The organism is Halovenus anhuiensis, assembly GCF_037080055.1.
In the GTDB taxonomy this organism is placed as follows: domain Archaea; phylum Halobacteriota; class Halobacteria; order Halobacteriales; family Haloarculaceae; genus Halovenus.
The window spans coordinates 264,685-283,283 of sequence record NZ_JBAOJI010000002.1 but is presented as its reverse complement, the minus strand read 5'-3'; the positions used below and the strand labels follow the sequence as shown (position 1 = coordinate 283,283).

The 18,599-nt window shown below is 62.5% G+C and carries 21 protein-coding genes; 7 read left to right on the top strand and 14 right to left on the bottom strand.

The genetic code is table 11. The features are described 5' to 3' along the window. The 4 genes from V8P86_RS07285 to V8P86_RS07270 are packed head-to-tail and all read right to left on the bottom strand — an operon-like array spanning window position 1 to window position 3,220. Complete coding sequence (locus tag V8P86_RS07285; protein WP_336326589.1) at window positions 1-984, bottom strand: amino acid ABC transporter permease; 984 nt, start codon at window positions 982-984, stop codon at window positions 1-3. Next, window positions 984-1,721 carry an amino acid ABC transporter ATP-binding protein gene (locus V8P86_RS07280; RefSeq protein ID WP_336326863.1) on the bottom strand — a complete coding sequence of 246 codons (738 nt, stop codon included), beginning with the start codon at window positions 1,719-1,721 and terminating at the stop codon, window positions 984-986. The genes V8P86_RS07285 and V8P86_RS07280 overlap by 1 nt, the downstream gene beginning before the upstream one ends. Next, window positions 1,712-2,428 (bottom strand): amino acid ABC transporter permease, encoded by a 717-nt coding sequence (locus V8P86_RS07275; protein ID WP_336326588.1) that lies wholly within the window; start codon window positions 2,426-2,428, stop codon window positions 1,712-1,714. The genes V8P86_RS07280 and V8P86_RS07275 overlap by 10 nt, the downstream gene beginning before the upstream one ends. 6 nt (window positions 2,429-2,434) lie before the next feature. Further along, the gene (locus tag V8P86_RS07270; RefSeq protein WP_336326587.1) at window positions 2,435-3,220 is read right to left on the bottom strand and encodes a transporter substrate-binding domain-containing protein; all 786 of its coding nucleotides are present in this window, start codon (window positions 3,218-3,220) and stop codon (window positions 2,435-2,437) included. 232 nt (window positions 3,221-3,452) lie between these two features. On the opposite strand from V8P86_RS07270, the gene V8P86_RS07265 reads away from it, so the two are divergent. Beyond that, a complete protein-coding gene (locus V8P86_RS07265; RefSeq protein ID WP_336326586.1) occupies window positions 3,453-3,737 on the top strand; it encodes a DUF7545 family protein in 285 nt (94 codons plus the stop codon). Window positions 3,738-3,757: 20 nt separating this feature from the next. Here V8P86_RS07265 and V8P86_RS07260 read toward each other — a convergent pair whose 3' ends face one another. Together V8P86_RS07260 and V8P86_RS07255 are read right to left on the bottom strand one after the other, a co-directional pair. Further along, window positions 3,758-4,420 carry a 2,5-diamino-6-(ribosylamino)-4(3H)-pyrimidinone 5'-phosphate reductase gene (locus V8P86_RS07260; protein ID WP_336326585.1) on the bottom strand — a complete coding sequence of 221 codons (663 nt, stop codon included), beginning with the start codon at window positions 4,418-4,420 and terminating at the stop codon, window positions 3,758-3,760. A 50-nt stretch (window positions 4,421-4,470) separates the two neighbouring features. After that, the gene (locus V8P86_RS07255) at window positions 4,471-4,914 is read right to left on the bottom strand and encodes a hypothetical protein (protein ID WP_336326584.1); all 444 of its coding nucleotides are present in this window, start codon (window positions 4,912-4,914) and stop codon (window positions 4,471-4,473) included. 121 nt (window positions 4,915-5,035) lie between these two features. Here V8P86_RS07255 and V8P86_RS07250 point away from each other — a divergent pair, with 121 nt between their 5' ends. Beyond that, window positions 5,036-5,953, top strand: a complete 918-nt coding sequence (locus V8P86_RS07250) for a TIGR03571 family LLM class oxidoreductase (protein WP_336326583.1) — start codon at window positions 5,036-5,038, stop codon at window positions 5,951-5,953. 133 nt (window positions 5,954-6,086) lie between these two features. Here V8P86_RS07250 and V8P86_RS07245 read toward each other — a convergent pair whose 3' ends face one another. From V8P86_RS07245 to V8P86_RS07235, 3 genes are all read right to left on the bottom strand, one after another. Next, entirely contained in the window at window positions 6,087-6,356 is a 270-nt protein-coding gene (locus tag V8P86_RS07245) for a hypothetical protein (RefSeq protein ID WP_336326582.1), read from the bottom strand. Between the two features lie 63 nt (window positions 6,357-6,419). Further along, on the bottom strand, window positions 6,420-7,073 hold the full coding sequence (locus V8P86_RS07240; protein ID WP_336326581.1) for an HVO_2922 family protein: 654 nt from the start codon (window positions 7,071-7,073) through the stop codon (window positions 6,420-6,422). A 54-nt stretch (window positions 7,074-7,127) separates the two neighbouring features. Continuing rightward, window positions 7,128-8,006, bottom strand: a complete 879-nt coding sequence (locus V8P86_RS07235) for a winged helix-turn-helix domain-containing protein (protein ID WP_336326580.1) — start codon at window positions 8,004-8,006, stop codon at window positions 7,128-7,130. A 114-nt stretch (window positions 8,007-8,120) separates the two neighbouring features. Here V8P86_RS07235 and V8P86_RS07230 point away from each other — a divergent pair, with 114 nt between their 5' ends. The 3 genes from V8P86_RS07230 to V8P86_RS07220 are packed head-to-tail and all read left to right on the top strand — an operon-like array spanning window position 8,121 to window position 11,567. Next, entirely contained in the window at window positions 8,121-9,596 is a 1,476-nt protein-coding gene (locus tag V8P86_RS07230) for a M23 family metallopeptidase (RefSeq protein WP_336326579.1), read from the top strand. Window positions 9,597-9,622: 26 nt separating this feature from the next. Continuing rightward, window positions 9,623-10,003, top strand: a complete 381-nt coding sequence (locus V8P86_RS07225; protein ID WP_336326578.1) for a hypothetical protein — start codon at window positions 9,623-9,625, stop codon at window positions 10,001-10,003. Window positions 10,004-10,040: 37 nt separating this feature from the next. Next, window positions 10,041-11,567, top strand: coding sequence for a DUF790 family protein (locus tag V8P86_RS07220; protein WP_336326577.1), 1,527 nt, complete (start codon window positions 10,041-10,043; stop codon window positions 11,565-11,567). Between the two features lie 9 nt (window positions 11,568-11,576). Here the strand turns inward: V8P86_RS07220 and V8P86_RS07215 are convergent, their stop codons facing one another. From V8P86_RS07215 to V8P86_RS07200, 4 genes are all read right to left on the bottom strand, one after another. Further along, window positions 11,577-12,605 (bottom strand): M48 family metalloprotease, encoded by a 1,029-nt coding sequence (locus tag V8P86_RS07215; protein WP_336326576.1) that lies wholly within the window; start codon window positions 12,603-12,605, stop codon window positions 11,577-11,579. A gap of 82 nt (window positions 12,606-12,687) precedes the next feature. Then, a complete protein-coding gene (locus V8P86_RS07210) occupies window positions 12,688-13,191 on the bottom strand; it encodes a DUF7122 family protein (RefSeq protein WP_336326575.1) in 504 nt (167 codons plus the stop codon). After that, complete coding sequence (locus V8P86_RS07205; RefSeq protein WP_336326574.1) at window positions 13,188-14,096, bottom strand: RsmB/NOP family class I SAM-dependent RNA methyltransferase; 909 nt, start codon at window positions 14,094-14,096, stop codon at window positions 13,188-13,190. Before V8P86_RS07205 ends, V8P86_RS07210 begins: the two co-directional genes overlap by 4 nt. A 43-nt stretch (window positions 14,097-14,139) precedes the next feature. Continuing rightward, window positions 14,140-15,654 (bottom strand): threonyl-tRNA synthetase editing domain-containing protein, encoded by a 1,515-nt coding sequence (locus V8P86_RS07200; protein ID WP_336326573.1) that lies wholly within the window; start codon window positions 15,652-15,654, stop codon window positions 14,140-14,142. Between the two features lie 421 nt (window positions 15,655-16,075). Between V8P86_RS07200 and V8P86_RS07195 the strand changes: the two genes are divergently transcribed. Beyond that, window positions 16,076-16,852 carry an alpha/beta fold hydrolase gene (locus V8P86_RS07195; RefSeq protein WP_336326572.1) on the top strand — a complete coding sequence of 259 codons (777 nt, stop codon included), beginning with the start codon at window positions 16,076-16,078 and terminating at the stop codon, window positions 16,850-16,852. A gap of 480 nt (window positions 16,853-17,332) precedes the next feature. Next, window positions 17,333-18,019 carry a helix-turn-helix domain-containing protein gene (locus V8P86_RS07190; RefSeq protein ID WP_336326571.1) on the top strand — a complete coding sequence of 229 codons (687 nt, stop codon included), beginning with the start codon at window positions 17,333-17,335 and terminating at the stop codon, window positions 18,017-18,019. Window positions 18,020-18,026: 7 nt separating this feature from the next. Here the strand turns inward: V8P86_RS07190 and V8P86_RS07185 are convergent, their stop codons facing one another. Beyond that, on the bottom strand, window positions 18,027-18,551 hold the full coding sequence (locus V8P86_RS07185) for a GNAT family N-acetyltransferase (protein WP_336326570.1): 525 nt from the start codon (window positions 18,549-18,551) through the stop codon (window positions 18,027-18,029). Between the last annotated feature and the right edge of the window lie 48 nt (window positions 18,552-18,599).

Here is an 18,599-nt window from a genome sequence, read left to right as displayed (position 1 = left end):
TTAGTTTTGATCTGCTGATTTGCCGACGCCTGGAAGGGCAACGCGTTTTTCGAGCGCCCCCATCGCCAGTGCAATCGTCAGTACGAGTAGGAGATAGAAGACGCCGACGACGATGTAGATCTCTTCGTAGAGGAACGTATCCGAGGCGACGTTCCGCGCCCGCCGGAACAGTTCGGGGACAGTAATGAAGGCGGCCAGCGAGGAGTATTTGACCAGATAGACGAACTCGTTCGTCCAGCCCGGAATCGCGTACCGGAGTCCTTGCGGCAGAATGACGTGACGGATCGCCTGTCGTTTGGTCAGGCCGACCGACCGGGCGGCGGTGAGTTGGCCCTCCTCGACCGACTCCAGCGCCGATCGGATATACTCCGCCTGATACGCCGAGGAGTTGATCGTGAAGGCGACGATGGCGACCATCACCGCCGCCCGGGGGATTCCGTCGCGGCCGACGAAGCCGATGGCCTCGAAATAGCCGGCCAGCGGCAGTGCGAAAAACCAGAAAAACAGCTGTGCGAGCAGCGGCGTCCCGCGGATCAGCTCCGTGTACACGAGTGAGGCCGTGCGTGCGAGGCGGTCGCCGTAGACCCGTGCAACCGAGAGCGGGACTGCGATCACGAGGCCGAACAACATACCGAGAATCGTCATGTAGACGGTGATGAACGCGCCGGCAGCGAGTTCCGGGCCGGTCGTCGTCGCAAAGGCCGCCAGTTCGAAGACGCCACCGATCGGCCCCCCGATCGCGTCCGCGGCCGACTGGAACGGCTCCGCCGGGATCCACGGCTCGCGCCGTCGAATCCCCAGTTCGGACTGGATCAGATCGGGAAAGCCGAGCGTACTGAACAGCCAGTCGAGCAGCGTGTTGTGATACGCCCACCGGGCGAGCAGCCACAACCAGAACAGCCCCCCGAGCAGGGCGACGAGGAGCCGTCCCGACCCGGAAACACGACCGACCGCCGTGCCGCGCGTCTCGACAGTGCTCGCCATCAGTAGATCTCGGCGATTTCGCCGAGGAACTGTCTCGTTCGTTCCTCGCGGGGGTTCTCGAAGAGCTGTTCTGGCTGACCGCGTTCGACGATCTGTCCCTCGTCGAGGAACATGATTCGGGAGGCAACCGACCGGGCGAAGTCCATCTCGTGGGTCACGACGAGCATCGTCATTCCCTTCTCGGCGAGGTCACGCATCACCGTCAGCACCTCGCCGATCAGTTCCGGATCAAGCGCAGAGGTCGGCTCGTCGAAGAGGATGAGTTCGGGCTCCATCGCCAGGGCGCGGGCGATGCCGACCCGCTGTTTCTGTCCGCCGGACAGTTCCGCAGGGTAGGAGTCGGCCTGCGCTGCGAGGCCGACCTGTTCGAGGTACTCCATCGCCTGCTCGCGGGCCTCCTCGGCGGGGACGCCGAGCACCTCGCGGAGTCCGAGCGTGATGTTCTTGCGGGCACTCAGGTGAGCGAAGAGATTCGAGTCCTGAAACACCATCCCGACCCGTCGCCGGAGTTCGTTCTCGTCGAGGTCGTGGATGTCCTCGCCGTTGAGAGAGATGGTCCCGTCGTCGATTTCTGTCAGCCGATTCACGCAGCGGAGCATCGTCGATTTCCCCGACCCACTCGGGCCGACGATCACTTCGACATCTTGCTGGTCGAGCGCGAAGCTGACGTTTTGCAGTACCTCCTCTTCGTCGTAGGATTTGTATACAGAATCAACGTCTAACAGACTCATGCTGATCCCTCTGGAATCGCGTATCTGTCTTCGAGCGCGTCGAGCGCGCGGTTCGTCGTGAAAGTGAGCACGAAGTAGATGACTGAGATCGTAATGATCACCTCGGTCACTGCCGAATCGTGACCGGGCTGGAGATAGAGCTGTTCGGACCGGGTGAGCAGTTCGGCCAGTCCGATCGCGAAAGCGATGCTCGTATCCTTCAGGACAATCGTGAACTCGTTTTGAAACCCGGGGACAGAGCGCCGAACCGCCTGCGGAAAGATCACGTGACGGATCGCTCCGATCTTCGTGAGTCCGATCGAGCGGGCGGCCTCCATCTGTCCCTCGTCGATCGACTGGATCGCGCCGCGGAACACCTGCGCCTGATACGCCGCCGACCGCAAGCCGAGTGCGATCGTGGCGACGACGAAGGCCTTCACCTTGGCATCGATGATGATGAACGTCCCGAGTTGCGGGATCGGCAGCAGAAAGAAAAACAGGAAGATCAACACGACGATCGGCGTGCCGCGGAGGATCACGCCCGCAGTGTTCACGGGCGTTCGGAGCCAGCCAGGGGCGTACACCTCGGCTGCGCCGGCCGGAAATCCGGCCAGAAAGCCGACGAGGAGACTGGAGATCGTCAGCAGAATCGTTACGGCAGTCCCCAGCAGTAGCTGGTCCCAGTTCGAGAGAATGAACGCCCAGTCGCTTCCCTGCAGGACGATCGGATCCATCGCTACTTAGCCGAAGTACTCGCTGACGAGGTCGTCGTAGGTGCTGCCTTCCTGGACTGCACTCAACCCGTCGTTGATGTCTTCGATCCGGTCGTCGTCCTGTCGCATCCCGAACCCGAAGTTCTCGTTCGTCTGGATCGTGAAGGCAATCTCCACGTCGCGGGAGCCAGCGAAGTTCTCGGCCACCGGAACGTCTGCGACGACGGCGGCGACATCGCCGCTTTCGAGTGCGTCGATCGCGAGTGGGTAGTTCTCGAACTGCCGGAAGTTGTCACCGCTGAGCGTCCCCTCCTCGATCATCCGTTCGACCTCCCCCTCGCCGGTCGTTCCCGACTGTGCGCCGACGCGGTTGCCCGACAGATCGCTCTCCGACCCGGGCTGGAAGCTGCCGCCTTCCTGAACGAGAACCGACTGGTTTGACTCGAAGTACGGATCAGAGAAGGCGATCTGCTCGGCTCGTTCGTCGGTGATCGTCATGCCTGCAGCGATGATGTCGATATCGCCCTCGGTCAGCGACGGAATGAGTGTCTCGAAGTCGAGTTCAGTCCACTCGGCGAGTTCGTAGCCGGCCTCCTCGGCGACGGCGTCGAGGAGGTCGATGTCGAAGCCGGTCAGTTCGCCGCCCTCTTTGAACTCGAACGGTGCGAATCCGGGGGCAGTGCCGGGAACTAGCGTTTCCGAATCGGAGCCGCCGGTACCTTCCTGCGTACAGCCAGCTAGCATCGCGGTCGCTCCCGCGGCACCGACCGTCGTGAGGTACGCTCGCCGATCCATGGTGTACTCGCGTGCCATATCTGGTGGTCGGTGGTTGCGGTGTTCAATCTTACGGCCCACGATCAGACAAACTGACAAAGAAGCGTGCATTCTACGGTTGTTAGTTGTCTTATCCGGAAACATAATGGACGGAAGGCGATACAGAAAGAGAACAATTCGAACCCCAACTGGGAGGACAGATAGCGCCTCCGACGCCAGAGTCTGGGAATCGATCCGGAGATGTTTATGTCCGCCACTCCCTATCGAATGTATGGCAACCGAAACAGTCACCGTTACCATCGAGACCGACGAGGACGAAGACGAACTGGAGATTCCGGTCGACGCAATCGAGCTGCTCAACGAGAGCGACGAAGGCGTTCCGACAGTGCTAGGCGATCTGGCGCTGCTCGGCGTCGCCCAGCAGATCCACGGCATCATCCACCACACGCAGGAGGATGTCGGCGAGGATGTCGAGGCCGCCGAGGAGAAGACGATGGAACTGTTCGAGGAGCGATTCGGCCAGTCCTTCGCCGACATGGTCGGTCACGAGCACTGAACAGGCGACTGCGAACCTAGTTACTCGACTGTATACGTGAGGACAACCCCCTCACCGAGTTGCTCGATATCTTCGAGCGACAGCGCCGGAAAATCCTCGGTGAAGCCGTCGCCGTCGGCCAGCGTCGGAGCGTCTCGACCGCCGACGATCATCGGGCCGACAAACACGGAGAGGCGATCGACGAGATCGGCCTCGAACAGCGAATAAATGATCTCACCGCCGCCCTCGACCATCAGTTGGTCGACGCCGTGGTCGGCGAGGTCGTCGAACGCGGCCGCGAGGTCGACGCGAGACTGACCGGCCTGAATCACTGTCGCGCCGGATTCTTCCATCTGTGCGACGAAATCGGCCGGGGCCGCCTCGCTGACCAGTAGATAGCTCTCGGCATCGTCGTCGAGGACGGCAGCGTCCGGCGGGGTTCGAATCCGCGAATCCGCGACGACGCGGGCCGGTTGCGGCGAGTCGCCGCGGTCGGTCCGGTCGGCGATCAGTTCCTCGTCGTCCAGTGTCAGCGAGGGATCGTCCGCGAGCACCGTCCCAACGCCGACCATCACCGCGTCGCTGTCGGCGCGGAGTCGGTCGACCCGCTCGAAATCCGCCGCGTTGCTGATAGCGATCTGCTCGCGCTCGCGCGAGGAGAGTTTGCCGTCTGCACTTGTCGCCGCGTTCACCACCACTCGCATATCCGCCCAGCCGAACGGCTCCTAATTACCGGTTTCGGTCCGGGTCGAACTCACTCCGTCGAGGAGTTGTCAGTGTCGTCGTCGGGCGGGTCCCCGCTGCGAACGACGAGTCTGTAGCCGCCGATCTGGTCTTCAGCCTCTCCGACATCGAAACGCAGTTCGGCGATATCGTCGGGTGCAATCGGGCCGTACTGTCTGGTGTATACCGAGCCGAGATCCGCCCCCTCGCGGTCGCGCATCTGTAAGGAAACGTCCGCGTATTCGGGTTCGGTGCCGACATTTTTCACCTTGAGGATGACCGAAACCTGCCCGTTTTCGACGATTCGGTTGTCGGCCTCGCGCGTGAGATTCTCCGCCTCGACCTCTACGTCCCGATGATCACCCGACGCGGACGGTCCATCCTCGGAGCCGTCTTCGTCGTCGGTGTCCAGACAACCCGCGAGCGCCCCCGCCACCCCACACAGCCCCGAAGCGATGAACGTCCGTCGGTTCATGCGTTCTTCTCGCAGCGAGAGCGTCATAAACGTACGCATCTGGGGGATAGCTGATGGCTCTTCCCGGCGCGAGACTGCCGACAGCGGTGGCCACTTGAGCGTCCGGACCCGAACAACAGACGTGTCTCAGCACAGCCCCGATTCGGGCGGTCAGACGCTGTTCGAGACCGACCGACTCACGGTCGGTGTCGGCTTCCCACTCACGGACGCCCGAACGTCTCGGCCCTCGATCAGCCGGGAACTCGAACTCGCGGTCCACGCCGAGTCCGTCGGTTTCGACGCGCTGTGGGCGCGGGACGTGCCGCTGTACTGGCCGAAATTCGGCGACGCTGGCCAGACGTTCGATACCTGGCCGTGGCTGGCGACTGTCGCCGCCAGAACCGACGACATCGCGCTCGGAACCGCGAGTGTCGTCTTGCCGTTGCGGCATCCGATCCACGTCGCGAAGAGTGCGGCGACGATCGATCGTCTCTCGGAGGGTCGACTCGTCATGGGCGTCGCGACGGGCGACCGCGACCCGGAGTACGACGCCTTCGGGATCGACGCAGCGGAGCGTGGGGAACTGTTCCGAGAGAGCGTCCGCTGGCTGCGCAGCCTGTGGACCGAAGAATTCCCGGCGCTCGACGGGCCGTGGGGCCGTCTCGACGGCGACGTCGATCTCGTCCCCAAGCCGACGGGAGAGATTCCGCTGCTCCCGACCGGCCACGCCAGACAGGACCTCGACTGGATCGGTGAACACGGCGATGGCTGGCTGTTCTATCATCTTCCCGACGAGACGCTGGCGTCGTTTCTCGGTGACTGGCGGGATGCCGGCGGCGAAAAGCCGTTCGCGATGGCGCTGCAGGCCGAACTCGCGGACGATCCGACGGCCGATCCCGAGCCGATCCATCAGGGATACCGGGCCGGTATCGAGTGGTTCAGTGAGTATTTCGAGCGAATAGCGCAGTTGGGCGTCGATCACGTGATCGTCGGTCTGAGCGGCCGCGATCCAAAGCCGGCGCTGACGGCGTTCGGGAACGAGGTGCTTGCAGAGGAGTAAGCGTTTCAGCTACAGAAACGCGAGGTGGTCCTTATCATCGTCCTCGTCGAAAGAAAAATCGGGGCGAGCGGAGCCCCGCTGTCTCTGACATCGGCTCTCCGATGGTCGGGTGCGGACCCGGCTGTCTGCTGTTTTATGCCGTCGGCATCTCCTCGCCGGCCTCGTCGTGGACCTCTGAGGCGAGGTTGTACATGCCGTAGCTGGCCCAGAACGCAAACAGCAGGCCGACGGTGATCCCGACGCCGTAGCCAATCGCTGTCGTCGGGTAGCCGCCCGGTGCGAAGATCTGATCCGACAGGATGATCGAGAACGCGCCCGTGATGTACGCGAAGGGCAGCGACACGATCACCATCGCCGGGAACGACAGTGCTGCGCTCACTTTCGGACTGACTTTGTCGAGCATTTTCTCTATCGGATCTAAGACAAAGTCCGTTATAGAACTGTCGACTCAAAACAGCGGGCGGTCCTACGCTTCGGTTTCGACGGGTGCGCCCGGCGCGTTCGATTTGACCGAGTTCAGCCCCTGTTTGGCTTTCTGTTTCGAGGAGTAGCCCTGTCCGCAGTCGGCGATGATGTTACCGTTGTCGTGGACGAGTCGCCAGCGGAATTTGTCCTGCTTGTCACGGAACAGCTCGAAGGTGGCCTTGCTGCCGCCCTCCTGTGATTCCTCCTGTTCGTCTTTCGAGAGATCCTCGACGTACGCGCCAGCGACGTTCGCTTTGACGCTTTCCAGGCCCTGTTTGGCCTTCTGTCTCGAGGCGTAGCCCTCCGAGCCGTTGGCGATGATGTTGCCGTTGTCGTGGCGAAGGCGCCAGCGGTGTTCGTCGGCGTCGTCTTCGTACAGCAGGAACGTTGCCTTGCTCGCCTGGGCCTCCATCTCGATCTCGCCGCCTTCCTCTTCGGGCCACTCGACATCGACCTCGAGACTAATATTCCCATCTTCGCGCTCGATCTCGACGTTGAGGTCGGCCTCCTCCGGCGGTTCGACGGTGACTGTCTGTTCCTCGTCGGCCGGAACCGGTTCCCCCCGACGGAGTCGGTTCGAGATCCGTCGCAGGAACGACGAAATACCGCGGCGACTCCGTTTTTCCTCTGTCTCGTGGATTGTCTCCTCTGTCATACCACTAATGAATGAGTGCATACCTTATAATGATACCCCCCGACAGAGCAGGCATCACTCGACGGTAACCCGTTCGATATCGAGATTTCCGGTCGCCACAATCGTGGCGGTTCCAGACGCCTCCTCGACGGTGAGCGACAGTCTGAGCGGGTCACGCGAGCGGATCGTGCGGGTCGCATCGGGTCGCTCCCAGTCGTAGCCCGTCGGATCGATTTCGAGTTCCCGGAGTGCGGCCGCGACGCGGTCGTCGGTAAGCAGCGCCGAAAGAAGATCGATCCCGACGACAAACGTACAACTCTCACAGGCGAGTTCGATCCAGTGATCGGGCTCGTCGAGCACGTCGACTCGCGGGTCGACCGCAATCGGCCCGGCACAGGACGGACACTGGCCGGTCCGTGCTAATCCGACCTCGTGACGAACCCGGTCGTGGACCGCCGGAAGCAGTCGTCCGGATTCGTACTGCTCGAAGCCGTTCTGCGGGAACGGATAGGTGAATCCCTCCCACCGCTCGCAGGCCGGACAGTCGACGGTGAGGAAGCCCCGTTCGTACCGCAGTGTCGGCTGGGTTCCGCAGGACGGGCAATTCACGTCGGCGAGGGTCCGCTCGTGTTCGACCGTCTCTGTCGGACGGGTGGCGAGGACCGCCCGATACAGCGCAGTTGCACTCGCCGTGGGCACGTAGCCGTCCTCGACCTTCCGGACGTAGACCCCGCGCAGTTTCCCGAGGTGGTAGTTGAATTTGCCGCTGTCTTCGATCCCGACGGCGTCCATCAACTCGGCGTAGGATTTCGGCTCGGTGTAGGCGGCCACCCAGTCTTCCAGCAGCGCGAGGAGAATATCCAGCCGGATCTCCTGTCCGAGCAACGCGAACGCCTCGCGCGCATCGACCACCTCGTCGGCCGCTGGTGACGATCGATCGTCATCCAGATCCATACCCGTCTTTAGGCGAGCGATCCAAAGACCGTTCCGGGTCTATCCCATGTGAACAATTCTTGTGAAATCGAGTTCGCAAAATGACTAATTATCAACAGCACCACCCATGGAGTAATGACCAATCAGACAGCAGGACTTGACTGGCGAACGCGGCTTCGGCGGTGGCTTCGGAGGGCCGATCCAGCACGACTCTGGCTGCTCGGACTGCTCGCATTGCCCGGCTACGTCGTCGACTCGCTGGAATTCCTCCAGGTGTTTAGCCTGTTCTTTCTCGCCCTGTTCTGGGTCCTTCTCGAACCGGTCGTCGACGCGGCACTCGCACGCGACGAGGAGACGACAGCGCCGACCGACTGGATCGGGATGGGCGACCGGCGGGAGTTGGCGGTATTCTACGGGATGCTCCCGTTCACGTTCGTGAACCCCCTCATGCTGGTGCAGGATAGTTTCCAGTTTCTCGGCTCGGCCGTCGCGGCCGTCCGTCACCGCGGGTCGCTGCCCGCCCGCGGCGACGAGCGCACGGTCGACTATCGCCTGCCCGTCGACGGCGAGTGGACCGTCGTCAACGGCAGTTTGGATCGGGAGTTCTCCCACTCGTGGTTCCCGGTCAATCAGCGCTACGCCTACGATTTCGTCATCGCCGACGAGGACGGCCGGACCCGGCCCGAGGGATCGAGCCCCGCTGTCGAGAACTACTACTGTCACGACGAACCCGTCCTCGCGCCGGCCGACGGCGTCGTCGTCGATGTCTTCGAGACGGATCTCGAACCCGGCCGAGGCGGCGGCGTTTCACACCCGCTGAAGCGGGACATCCGGGGGAACTACGTGACGATCCAGCACGCACCCGGGGAGTTCTCCTGTCTCGCCCATCTGGTCCCCGGCAGCGTTGCGGTCGAACCCGGCGAATCGGTCGACCGCGGACAGGAGATCGGACGTTGCGGACACACCGGCAACTCCTCGGAGCCGCATCTACACTTCCAGCTACAGGACAGCCCGACCTTCGAGATGAGTGCCGGACTGCCGGTCGAGTTCGCGGGCGTCGAAACCGAGTCGCCGTGGCTCGACGACTCCGGGTCCGGAACCGAGAGCACACAGGAGTCCGAAGCGTCAGCGGCGATAGCAGATGGCGGCGAGTCGACGGCAGCGACCGGCGACAAAACGGCGGTCACCGCCGGCCAGCGAGTCCGACAAGACAAGCGTGTCGATGAGACGGGAGGGGAACAGTTTGAGACGCCGAAGCGCCGGGCCGTCGGGACGCTCGAACGGACAGCGCTCGGGTTCGGGGTGGGGATCCTGGCCGCAGTCTTCGGCGGATTCCTCGTCGATCAGCCGGCGCTTTCGCTCGCAATCGGGGGCTGTGCGCTGGCCGGACTCGGCAGTTGGGCGCTTTTGAACCGCGTGCGGACCGCCCGACCCGGAAGCCTCGGAGTCCCCGTGGGACTCGCAGTCGCTGCGGCGCTGTGGTGGGTCGGCTCGCCGGTCAGCGCGGTCGTTCTCGTCCTTGCCGCCAGCCTCGGCTACGCCGCCGTCGCCGAAATTGACCGGCTTCGCTGCCGTCGCGGGTTCGGAATAGCGGATCACCGGACAAGTTGATAGGCCGCCAGCCACTACACAGTGGTGTGACAGACGGACAAGACGAGTTCACGATCCCGGTGTTCAACGGGAAAGCGGCTGTCGAGGCCGGCTACGCACAGGCCCAGCAGCAGGGCGTGCCGTTTTTCGGCATCGAGGAGTACGAGGAGGGCTACGCGGTTACCTACGATCTGTTGCCCGCGGACGAACAGCTCGCACCGACCGCGCGGAAAGAGGTCAAGACCAGATTGACCGCGGAAGTCGAGGCCATCGTCGGCGACGACGAACTGGCGACGGTGGAAGTGAGCAAGTCGGTCAACGACTCGCTGGGCAACGTTTCCATGCTGGAGACGGAGGCCAGCGCTCGACGAGTCGCCCGAGCAATCGCGCCAATCGTCCTCGACACCGCGAACTGGGCGGACAGCTAGCCACACTGTTTTGATCGCGAGGCGCTAACGTCCGGCCGTGTTGCGGAAAGACCTGCTGCGCGTCTCGCGTCGGGGCGGCGGCTACCACCCCGAGTTCGTCGACGAGGACCGGGAGCCGCTGGCGGGTCGGGTGCTCGGCTGTTATCAGGGCCACGTCGGCGAGCAACGGGAGACGCTCGACGCGGCACTCGAAGAGATCGAAGCCGAGAGCGACGATTTCAAACTCGTCCGCGGGTTCGCGAAACTGATCGACGACGACGCGACGTGGGCGGTACAGTCACCGCTTGCTCCCCGAAAGACCCGCGAGGTCGTCTTCACCGAAAGCGAGGCCGTCGGCGTGGTGACCGACGACGAGCGCGAGCGGGCGCTCGCTCGGGCAGCCGACCGACTCGACGCCACCCCCGACGCTGTCGAGCGGTCGCTGTACGCCGACCGCGAAACGCGGGAACTGCTCACCAGCCTCGACCGCCGCTGGACCCCATCGGAGCTGATCGAGCAGTACAATCTCTCGCTGGCCCAGACCGCGCTGTTCGACGCCCGCGAGGTCAGGATCCGCAGCGACGACCCCAAGCGGATCATCTCCGCGATCAAGCGGCTCCGGCTGGTCTACGAGATTCGGCAACTGCCGGAAGAGGAGCGCCGAACAGTGGCAGATACTGACCGAGAAATCGTCGTCACCGGGCCCGACGCGCTGTTCAAGCGGACGCGACGGTACGGGACGCGGTTCGCTCGCTTGCTGCGAACCGTCGCCGGGACGGCGCGCTGGCAACTCTCGGCGACGATCGACGACCGCGGGACAGATCGACAGCTCGAACTGAGCCACGAGGATCTCGGCGTGCCCGACGTGGAGCCGGTCACCGAGGTGACCTACGACAGCGACGTCGAGCGTGAGTTTGCGACCCGCTTTTCGGCGCTGGATCTGGACTGGAACCTCGTTCGGGAACCGGACGCAATCGAGGCGGGCGAACACGTCGTCATCCCGGATTTCGCGTTCGACTGGAAACACGGAGACTTCCGCGTGTACTTCGAGATCATGGGCTTCTGGACGCCCGAGTACGTCGAGAAGAAACTCGACCGACTCGACGCCGTCGAAGATGTGGAGATGCTCGTCGCCGTCGACGAGAGCCTTGGGGTGGGTGAAGAGATCGAACTCCGCGATCACCGCGCGATTCCCTACTCGGGACAGGTCAGCATCAAGGACGTACGCAACGCGCTCCAGCGGTACGAGGACGACCTCGTTGCGGCCGCCGCCGAAGCCCTCCCAGCGGAGATCCGTCCCGAGCAGTCGGTCGTGACGATGAGTGAACTCGCGGCGGAGTACGGTGTCAGTGAGGCCGTCATCGAAGACAAGGCGTTCCCCGACCACGACCGCCTCGGCCGGACGCTGGTCGAACCGGCGGTGCTCGACGACCTCGCAGACCAGATCGAGGAAGGAATGTCCTTCGCGGAAGTCGAAGAGATTCTCGGAGAAGTGGGCATCGACGACGCGAGTTCGGCGCTGGGCGCGCTCGGCTACCGCGTCGAGTGGGAGGGGCTCGGCGGCGGGACAGTCCGGCAGAAGTGAGCGGACAGATCAGCGTTCGAGTTCTCCGGAGAGTTTGCGCAGGCGTTCGATCCGCTCGGCCGTCGGCGGGTGCGACGCGGGGAATAGCTCCTGACTCAGCAGATCGTTGGCGATGCTGTCGTCGTCTTCATCGTTGAACATCGGGATGTCGAGCGAGAAGATATAGAGCGCTTCGACGCCGCCGTCGAGTTCCCGGAGGTCCCGGTCCGGCAGCGACTGCATCTCGCTGTCGATGGTTTCGAGCGCAGAGGCGAGCGCGAGCGGATCGCCCGTGATCGCCGCCGACCCGCGGTCGGCCGCGTACTCGCGGTACTGCGAGAGGATCCGAAAGAGGACGTTACTCGCCAGCCAGAACACCGCAGAGACGGTGATCGTCACGACGGCCGCCGCGAGAACGACCAGAATCGCCTTCCCGCCGTTGTCCCGATTTCGGCCCGGGGTGAACATGAACGCACGGCTGAAAAACGACAGCAGGCCGAACATCGTTTTCGAGACGAGATACGTGAGTGTCGGGAGCAGGTAGGCGATCGACATCACCGTCGCGTCGCGGTTGTGGATGTGCGCGAGTTCGTGGGCCAGCACCGCATCGACTTGTTCGCCGTCGAGGGTATCGAGGAGACCAGTCGTCACCGCGACGGTGCGGCCGCCGCGGATTCCCCCGGTCGCGAAGGCATTGGGTGCGTTGGAGTCGATGACCGCAATGGTCGGCTTCTTGCTGTCGGCGGTCGTGGCGAGTCGCTGGACGCGAGCGTGCAGATCCGGGTACTCCTCGGCGGAGACGGTCCGAGCGCCCGTCGAGTTGAGTGCCATCTTCCCGCCCTGCAGCCATGCCAGCACGATTCCGACTCCAGTGAGAGCGAGAATGAGCAGCGGATTGTAGCCAATCTGTGGCGCTGTCCCGCCCTCACTCGCCATCGGCAAGACCACGTAGTTGAGCGCGGCGGTTAGCGTGAACGTGAAGGCCAACGGAAGGACTGCGATTAGCCCCAGCGTGGCGAGCATCCGCAGTTGTAGTGATCGGTCGGTCTCCCACTCCATTAGCTAGCTGTTGATGGTGTCGGCACTTGTCTACACCGGTTCGTGTGGTGAAGGAAACGCGGAGCGAGCGCAATCCGGCGGGTCACAGTTCCCGGCGTCTCCCCTTCGGGACCGTCGATTTCAGTTCGTCGTAGGTGTACAGACCGACTCCGAGCGGTTCCGGTTCGCCCGCGAGGTCGTGGGTGACGATCAGATACCCCCAGTCGCCCTCCCAGTCGACTTGTTGATCGTCGCCAGCCATGAACTGAGTCGCCTGTTCGCGGGAGAGATGAATGGTGTTCTTCGTCGCGTGGTGACCGAATCGCTGGACCGCCTCCAGCGTCGGTTTCCAGTGTTCCTGTCGAGTCCGGAGGACGGTCATGCCGAGTCCTTCGATGTCGACCGGTGATTCCAGGTCGCCGTAAAACGCCCAGATTTTGCCCGCACCGCGCTCCCAGAAGCTGTATTCCTCGAACACCGAGGGACCGATTCCGAACCGCTCGTCGAACCAGCCGACGACTTCCTCGCGAGTCGCCCGCTGTTCGACGGTCCGCTCGGCGTCAGTCGCGGGGAGGCGGTCGAATCGCGTGCTGATCTCTTCGGTCATCCTGTCACCTCCAGTTTCGCACAGAAGAAGCCGCCCGTGTCGTTGTGGTGCGGGTAGATTCGCTTGGCCTTGCTGACACTGTCGTCATACTTCTCGTCCTGCCACTCCGTCACGCCGGGGCGGGAATCCAGCGGAAGGTCGTACTCGACGAGTTCGCAAGGTTCCTCGTCGAGAGCGTAATCCAGCACCGCCTCGTTCTCCTCCGGCGCGAAGGTACAGGTCGAGTAGACAACCGTCCCACCTTCACGGGTGGCCTGGATCGCTCGGCGGAGAATCCCTTTCTGGACGCCGGCAGTCCCCTCGACGTGTTCGTAGCTCCACTCCTCCAGCACGTCCGGATTCTTGCGGATGGTGCCCTCACACGAGCAAGGTACGTCGACGAGCGTGCGGTCGTATAGCTCGCCGTCGAAGGGTTTCAGCGAGTGGTTGCGAGAGTCCTCGATAGTGATGGCGAGGTTCGTCACACCCAGTCGTTCGGCGTTCGAGCGCAGCGCCGAGACCCGACCCATGTTGTTGTCGGTCGCGACGAGGCGGCCGGTGTCCTCCATGAGTGCGGCGAGTTGGGTCGTTTTCGAGCCTGGTGCGGCACAGCAGTCCCAGACGCGCTCACCGGGTTGGGGATCGAGCACGCGGGCGGGGATGGCCGACACCTCTTCCTGACCGTGGAGCCAGCCGTGGACGTACGGCCAGTTGCCGCCGGCCTGATCCTCCGGCAAGACGAAGACGCCGGGATGCCAGTCGGTCTGTTCGGCGGCGATGTCGGCCTCAGCCAGCGCCTCGCGGGCGCGTTCGATGGTTGTCTTGATCGTGTTGACCCGCACGGCGGCGGGCAGCGGCCGCTCACAGGCCGCGTAGAAGGCCTCGACGTCGTCGATGAGCGGCTCGTACCGTTCCAGAACGGACATTGCCCGGGTTTCGTCAGGAGTGAGTTTGTCCGTTTCGATTCACTCACCGGAGCACGGCGGGGCGGTCGCTGTAGTGGCGCGGAACCGGACGAGTGCCAGCGGGCCACTCGGCTGACTCCTCGCTGATTCGCGCTGCGAGTTCCGCCGGCGTGAGTTCCCGTTCGGTCTGCTCGGCCCGACTGGTCACGCGGAGGCTGTCGCCGTCTTCCTCGCCGACGACGGCGTCGTGGGGAATCCACTCCTCGTCTGCGGTGTCGAGTCGCTCGCTGACGGGCACGTCGCGGTCGTCGATATCGACTCGCACGCCCCTCGTTTCGAGTCGCTCGGCGATTCGGTCGCAGGTTTCGATATCGTCGGGTTCGATGGGGACGAGCCGGACCTGAATCGGCGCGAGCCACGTCGGGAGGCAGGGGCGGTCGCTGGCGGCCGTCGTCCGGCAGAGCGCGGCGACGAACCGGGTCGAATCGCCGAGCGGTGTGGAGTGGACGAGAGTCGTGCTATCGGAGTCTCGGCTATCGTCGAGCCAGACAGCAGGAGTGACGAGTCGGGCGTGCTCGCCGAGTACGGCGAAGTCGAGTCTGAACGGTGTGCTCCCCCCGGCGCGGCGTTCGAGAAGCAGTGGTTGGTCGAACTGGTCAGCGAGCGCGGCGATCCAATCGCGGTGCTCGTCGAGAAACATCTCGGTAACGCGACAGACGGGCTCGAAGAAAACGGAGAGATCAGCGAGTAGGTCCGAGACGAGAGCAATCTGCTCGTCGGCTTCGACGAGCGCATCCGATCGGGTCGACACGGCAGTCGTGAGTTCGGGGCCCGGCTGGTCTGCAGTCGTCTCGAAGACCGAGCGCAGGGATTCGCCGCCGACGACGGCAGTCTCTGCGTCCGTCCGGGCCGATTGATCGACCGGGAACGCGCCGTCGGCCCGCAGTCGGTCGGCCACTGCTTCGACGACGAGATCACGAAGAACGGTCCCCTCGGGGAGGAATGTCCCGTTCTCGTCGAACAGCACGGGCCCGCCATCGGCGGAGTCGGCCAGTCGGTCAAGCGGCATCAGGTCGATCAGTTGTCCGTCGTCAAGGACCGGCCGCTCTGCGTCGGCCTCGGTGAACGAGCCATCTTCCCCGATGACGAACCACTCGCCGTCGGGTCGGTCGGTCGGTTCGATCTCGAAGTGCTGGTTCGCGAACGGATGACCGCGGGCGTCGAGTTCGAAGCTGATCGGTTCGCCGAGCGGAACGGTATGTGTCTCGAAATCGAGTCGGGAAACGAGGTCGTCGACTAGTTCGCTGGCGACGGATTTCGTGGCTGGGGAGTCGGTCAACCCTGCGAAGGGGACGACAGCGACGGTGTGCTCATCGAGCTGGTCAGCCATCTCGGTGATCCGGTCGGCCGCAGCGTCGGCAGTGCGAACGGATCTGTCCGCATCGGCGCGCTCGACTGCGACGAAGACGACGATAGCGCCGGAGAGATCCGCGCTCGCCCCCGGGCGGCCGTCGCTATCGGGGTCGTGATCGCGGACCTCGAAGGCGAAGGAGTTGGCGTGCAGACAGCGCAGTTGCATTGTCGGTATGGACCGGACCAGCGGCAAAAAGCGTGCCGTTGGCGGGAATCACTGTGGTAGCCGAGCCTGTGAGGGTGTCATAGAACTATTCACAAGGTAGTTGTTTTCGTCGTAGAACTGGCTAAATACGCTGGTACGTAGACGTGCGAACTGACCGCCAGTAGCCCTACCAGATCCGAGAGAAATTCTAAGCACCGTGCAGGATATAGGGCGCATAGTCAGCTAACGAAATCGGCAGTCCGAATGACTGGGAAGTGGTCAGCGCAAGTTGCCCCCTGATACCACGAGTGAATCAATGGGGACAGACGTTCGCCGAAACATCTGATTTTGTGAGGGTGTCCATCGGTACGGGTGGGTATTTAAACAGCCGGACAGCTGAGAGGAACACACTTGTGAGACTTGGCCGAATCGGAAACGCACGATGAAGACAGTTACTTCAGCCGATGGAACCAGTATCGCCTTCGAACAACACGGAGACGGACCGCCGCTCGTGCTCCTCCATGGCTCCTCCGGAGACCACCATGCGTGGGACGGCGTGGTACCGCATCTCGCGGACGATTTCACGCTCATCATCCCCGACCGACGGGGCCGAGGCCACAGCGCTGACGCAGACACACACAGTCTTGCACACGAGGTAGCCGATCTCAAGGCGATAGTCGATTCGATCGAAGGCGACGCAACCGTATTCGGTCACTCTTATGGCGGCCTCGTTGCACTTGCGGCCGCGACAGAGATGGATTTCGACAGTCTTGTCCTCTACGAACCAGCCATGCTGGTCGGTGAACACCGTGGTGACGACTTGGCTGCTCGGATGAAACAGCGACTGGACGCAGGTGAGCGTCGAGACGCGATGAAGCTATTCTTCCGTGACGCGGGGGGTATCGTTACCCCTGAACAACTCCCAATCTGGCCCGAGGAAGTTCAGTTCGAACTCGTCGAAACGGTGGTTCGGGAGAACGAAGCCGTCGAGTCGTACGAACTCCCCAGTGAGCCAGATGTCGACTGTCCGACGCTGCTTCTGACCGGTGAACACGGCCCCGAGCATCTGCGTGCTGCTGTCCAGACTCTCGCTGACCGTGTGCCACAGAGTCGTCTCGTCGAATTTGATGGGGTCGGACACGTGGCGACCGATTCGGCACCGCAACGGGTGGCCGATGCAGTTCGTTCGTTTTCTCTCGAAGAACCAGCACAGTCGTAACTGACAGGGTCTGTCGGCTGGTCGTTCAACATTCGTTGCAAGGACTGGGCGTTTTTTTTTGGCCTGTCGGCTATAATCAGTCTGCATACCTGGCGAGAGCACGATTGAGCGAGAGATATACGAACGGTTTACTGAATAAATTCTCTGAGAGTGCAATAAAACGGTTCTTTTCACACTGAGATTAGAGTGTCAAACTCTTCGCGACTAGATTTCTGGGAGGTATTTTTATTTCACCTCGTTCTTACGGCACCCTCATTCTCTCTATTCAGCATCCAATTGAATGATATGTCTGAATCACAGTCGGCCAGAGAGAATAGATGGCGCGTAGGCAGCACGGTGTCGTTCCCAGTGAACAGCAGTCGTGATTGGTTGAGATAGGGTGGACTGTATCCATGATCAGACTGATAGGTTACTGCGCTAAGAAGGGTTTAGAGCAGATAGAACAATATACCTTTGACTGGTATCGTACATCAAACAGCTATGCCACTGGTCGCCGAGTTCGATATCAACTGCGAACACCTCCCGTTCGTTCCCGTTGCTCGGAGGCTTCCAGACGCGACACTGGTTCTCTCGCTTCAGTTCAACCACGACGAACTCCCGCTGTTCGTCCTCTCCGTGACTGACGGTAACCGAACGACGGTCGAGGAGACGTTTGATGACCTCTCTGTCGTCGGCGAGTACACCGTCCTCGGTGTGGCAGGCGAGACGCGCCGCTACCAAATCCTCCCCGGACGAACGCTAGACGAGCACCTGGGTCCACACATCGACGACCTGTCGGGGCTGGAAGCACTAGCAACGACAGATGCTATTATTGAACGTATCGAGGTCCTACCGTCAGGGTGGCGCCAGTCCGGCTGGTTCGCCCATCGTGAAGCATTCTACGAGTTCCAGGAGTTCTGGCAGCAGAACGCTGGCTTCCACCTGCACCGACTCACCAAAGAAGGTGACGGCGAGCCACCTGGTGATGGGCTGACCGACCGCCAGCGGGAGGCACTCCGGACGGCCTACGAACTGGGCTATTTCGATATTCCACGAAACGCCTCGCTGGAAGACGTTGCCACGAAGCTGGATATCTCTGCGTCATCGGTGTCCGAGCGGTTGCGCCGTGCCCAGACTCAACTCATCGAAGAGACAGTGGCGACGACGTGGCCACCGCTGCCAAAGTGAGTCGATCTCAGCCCCGCTGCCACTCCTCCGCGAGAAGTCCGAACAGGTAGGTGTCGCGGTATTCCCCCCGAATATAGTCGTGCTCGCGGAGCCGACCCTCCTGCTGGAATCCGATGTTTTCTAGCACGGACATAGACGCGTCGTTGTGCTCGAACACGCGAGCAAAGACCTTGTGCAGCCCTCGATCCTCGAAAGCGTGTTCGAGACACAGAGTCGTTGCTTCGGTAGCGTACCGATTGCCCTGTTCGTCCGGGACGATCCAACAACCAACTTCGGCGTGGTCCCGCTGGGGATCGATATCGAACAGGAACACGAAGCCGACCGGTGTCCCGTCGTGACAGGGAAGAAACTGGGTAGAGCGATCATCTTCCTCAACGAACGCCGCGAGATCATCTTCACGTACCGGTGTCGGCGCCGGGGCACCCTCGCGGATAGCCGGATCGTTGCCGTACTCGTGGAGAAATTCGTAGTCGCTGGGGGTGACCGTACGGAGTTCAATACGGTTCCCTCTGAGAAACGTTGCGCCTGGCATACCCGGCTTGTTGGCCTGCAAGTAAAAGAGAGTATCCTGATTCAGTGA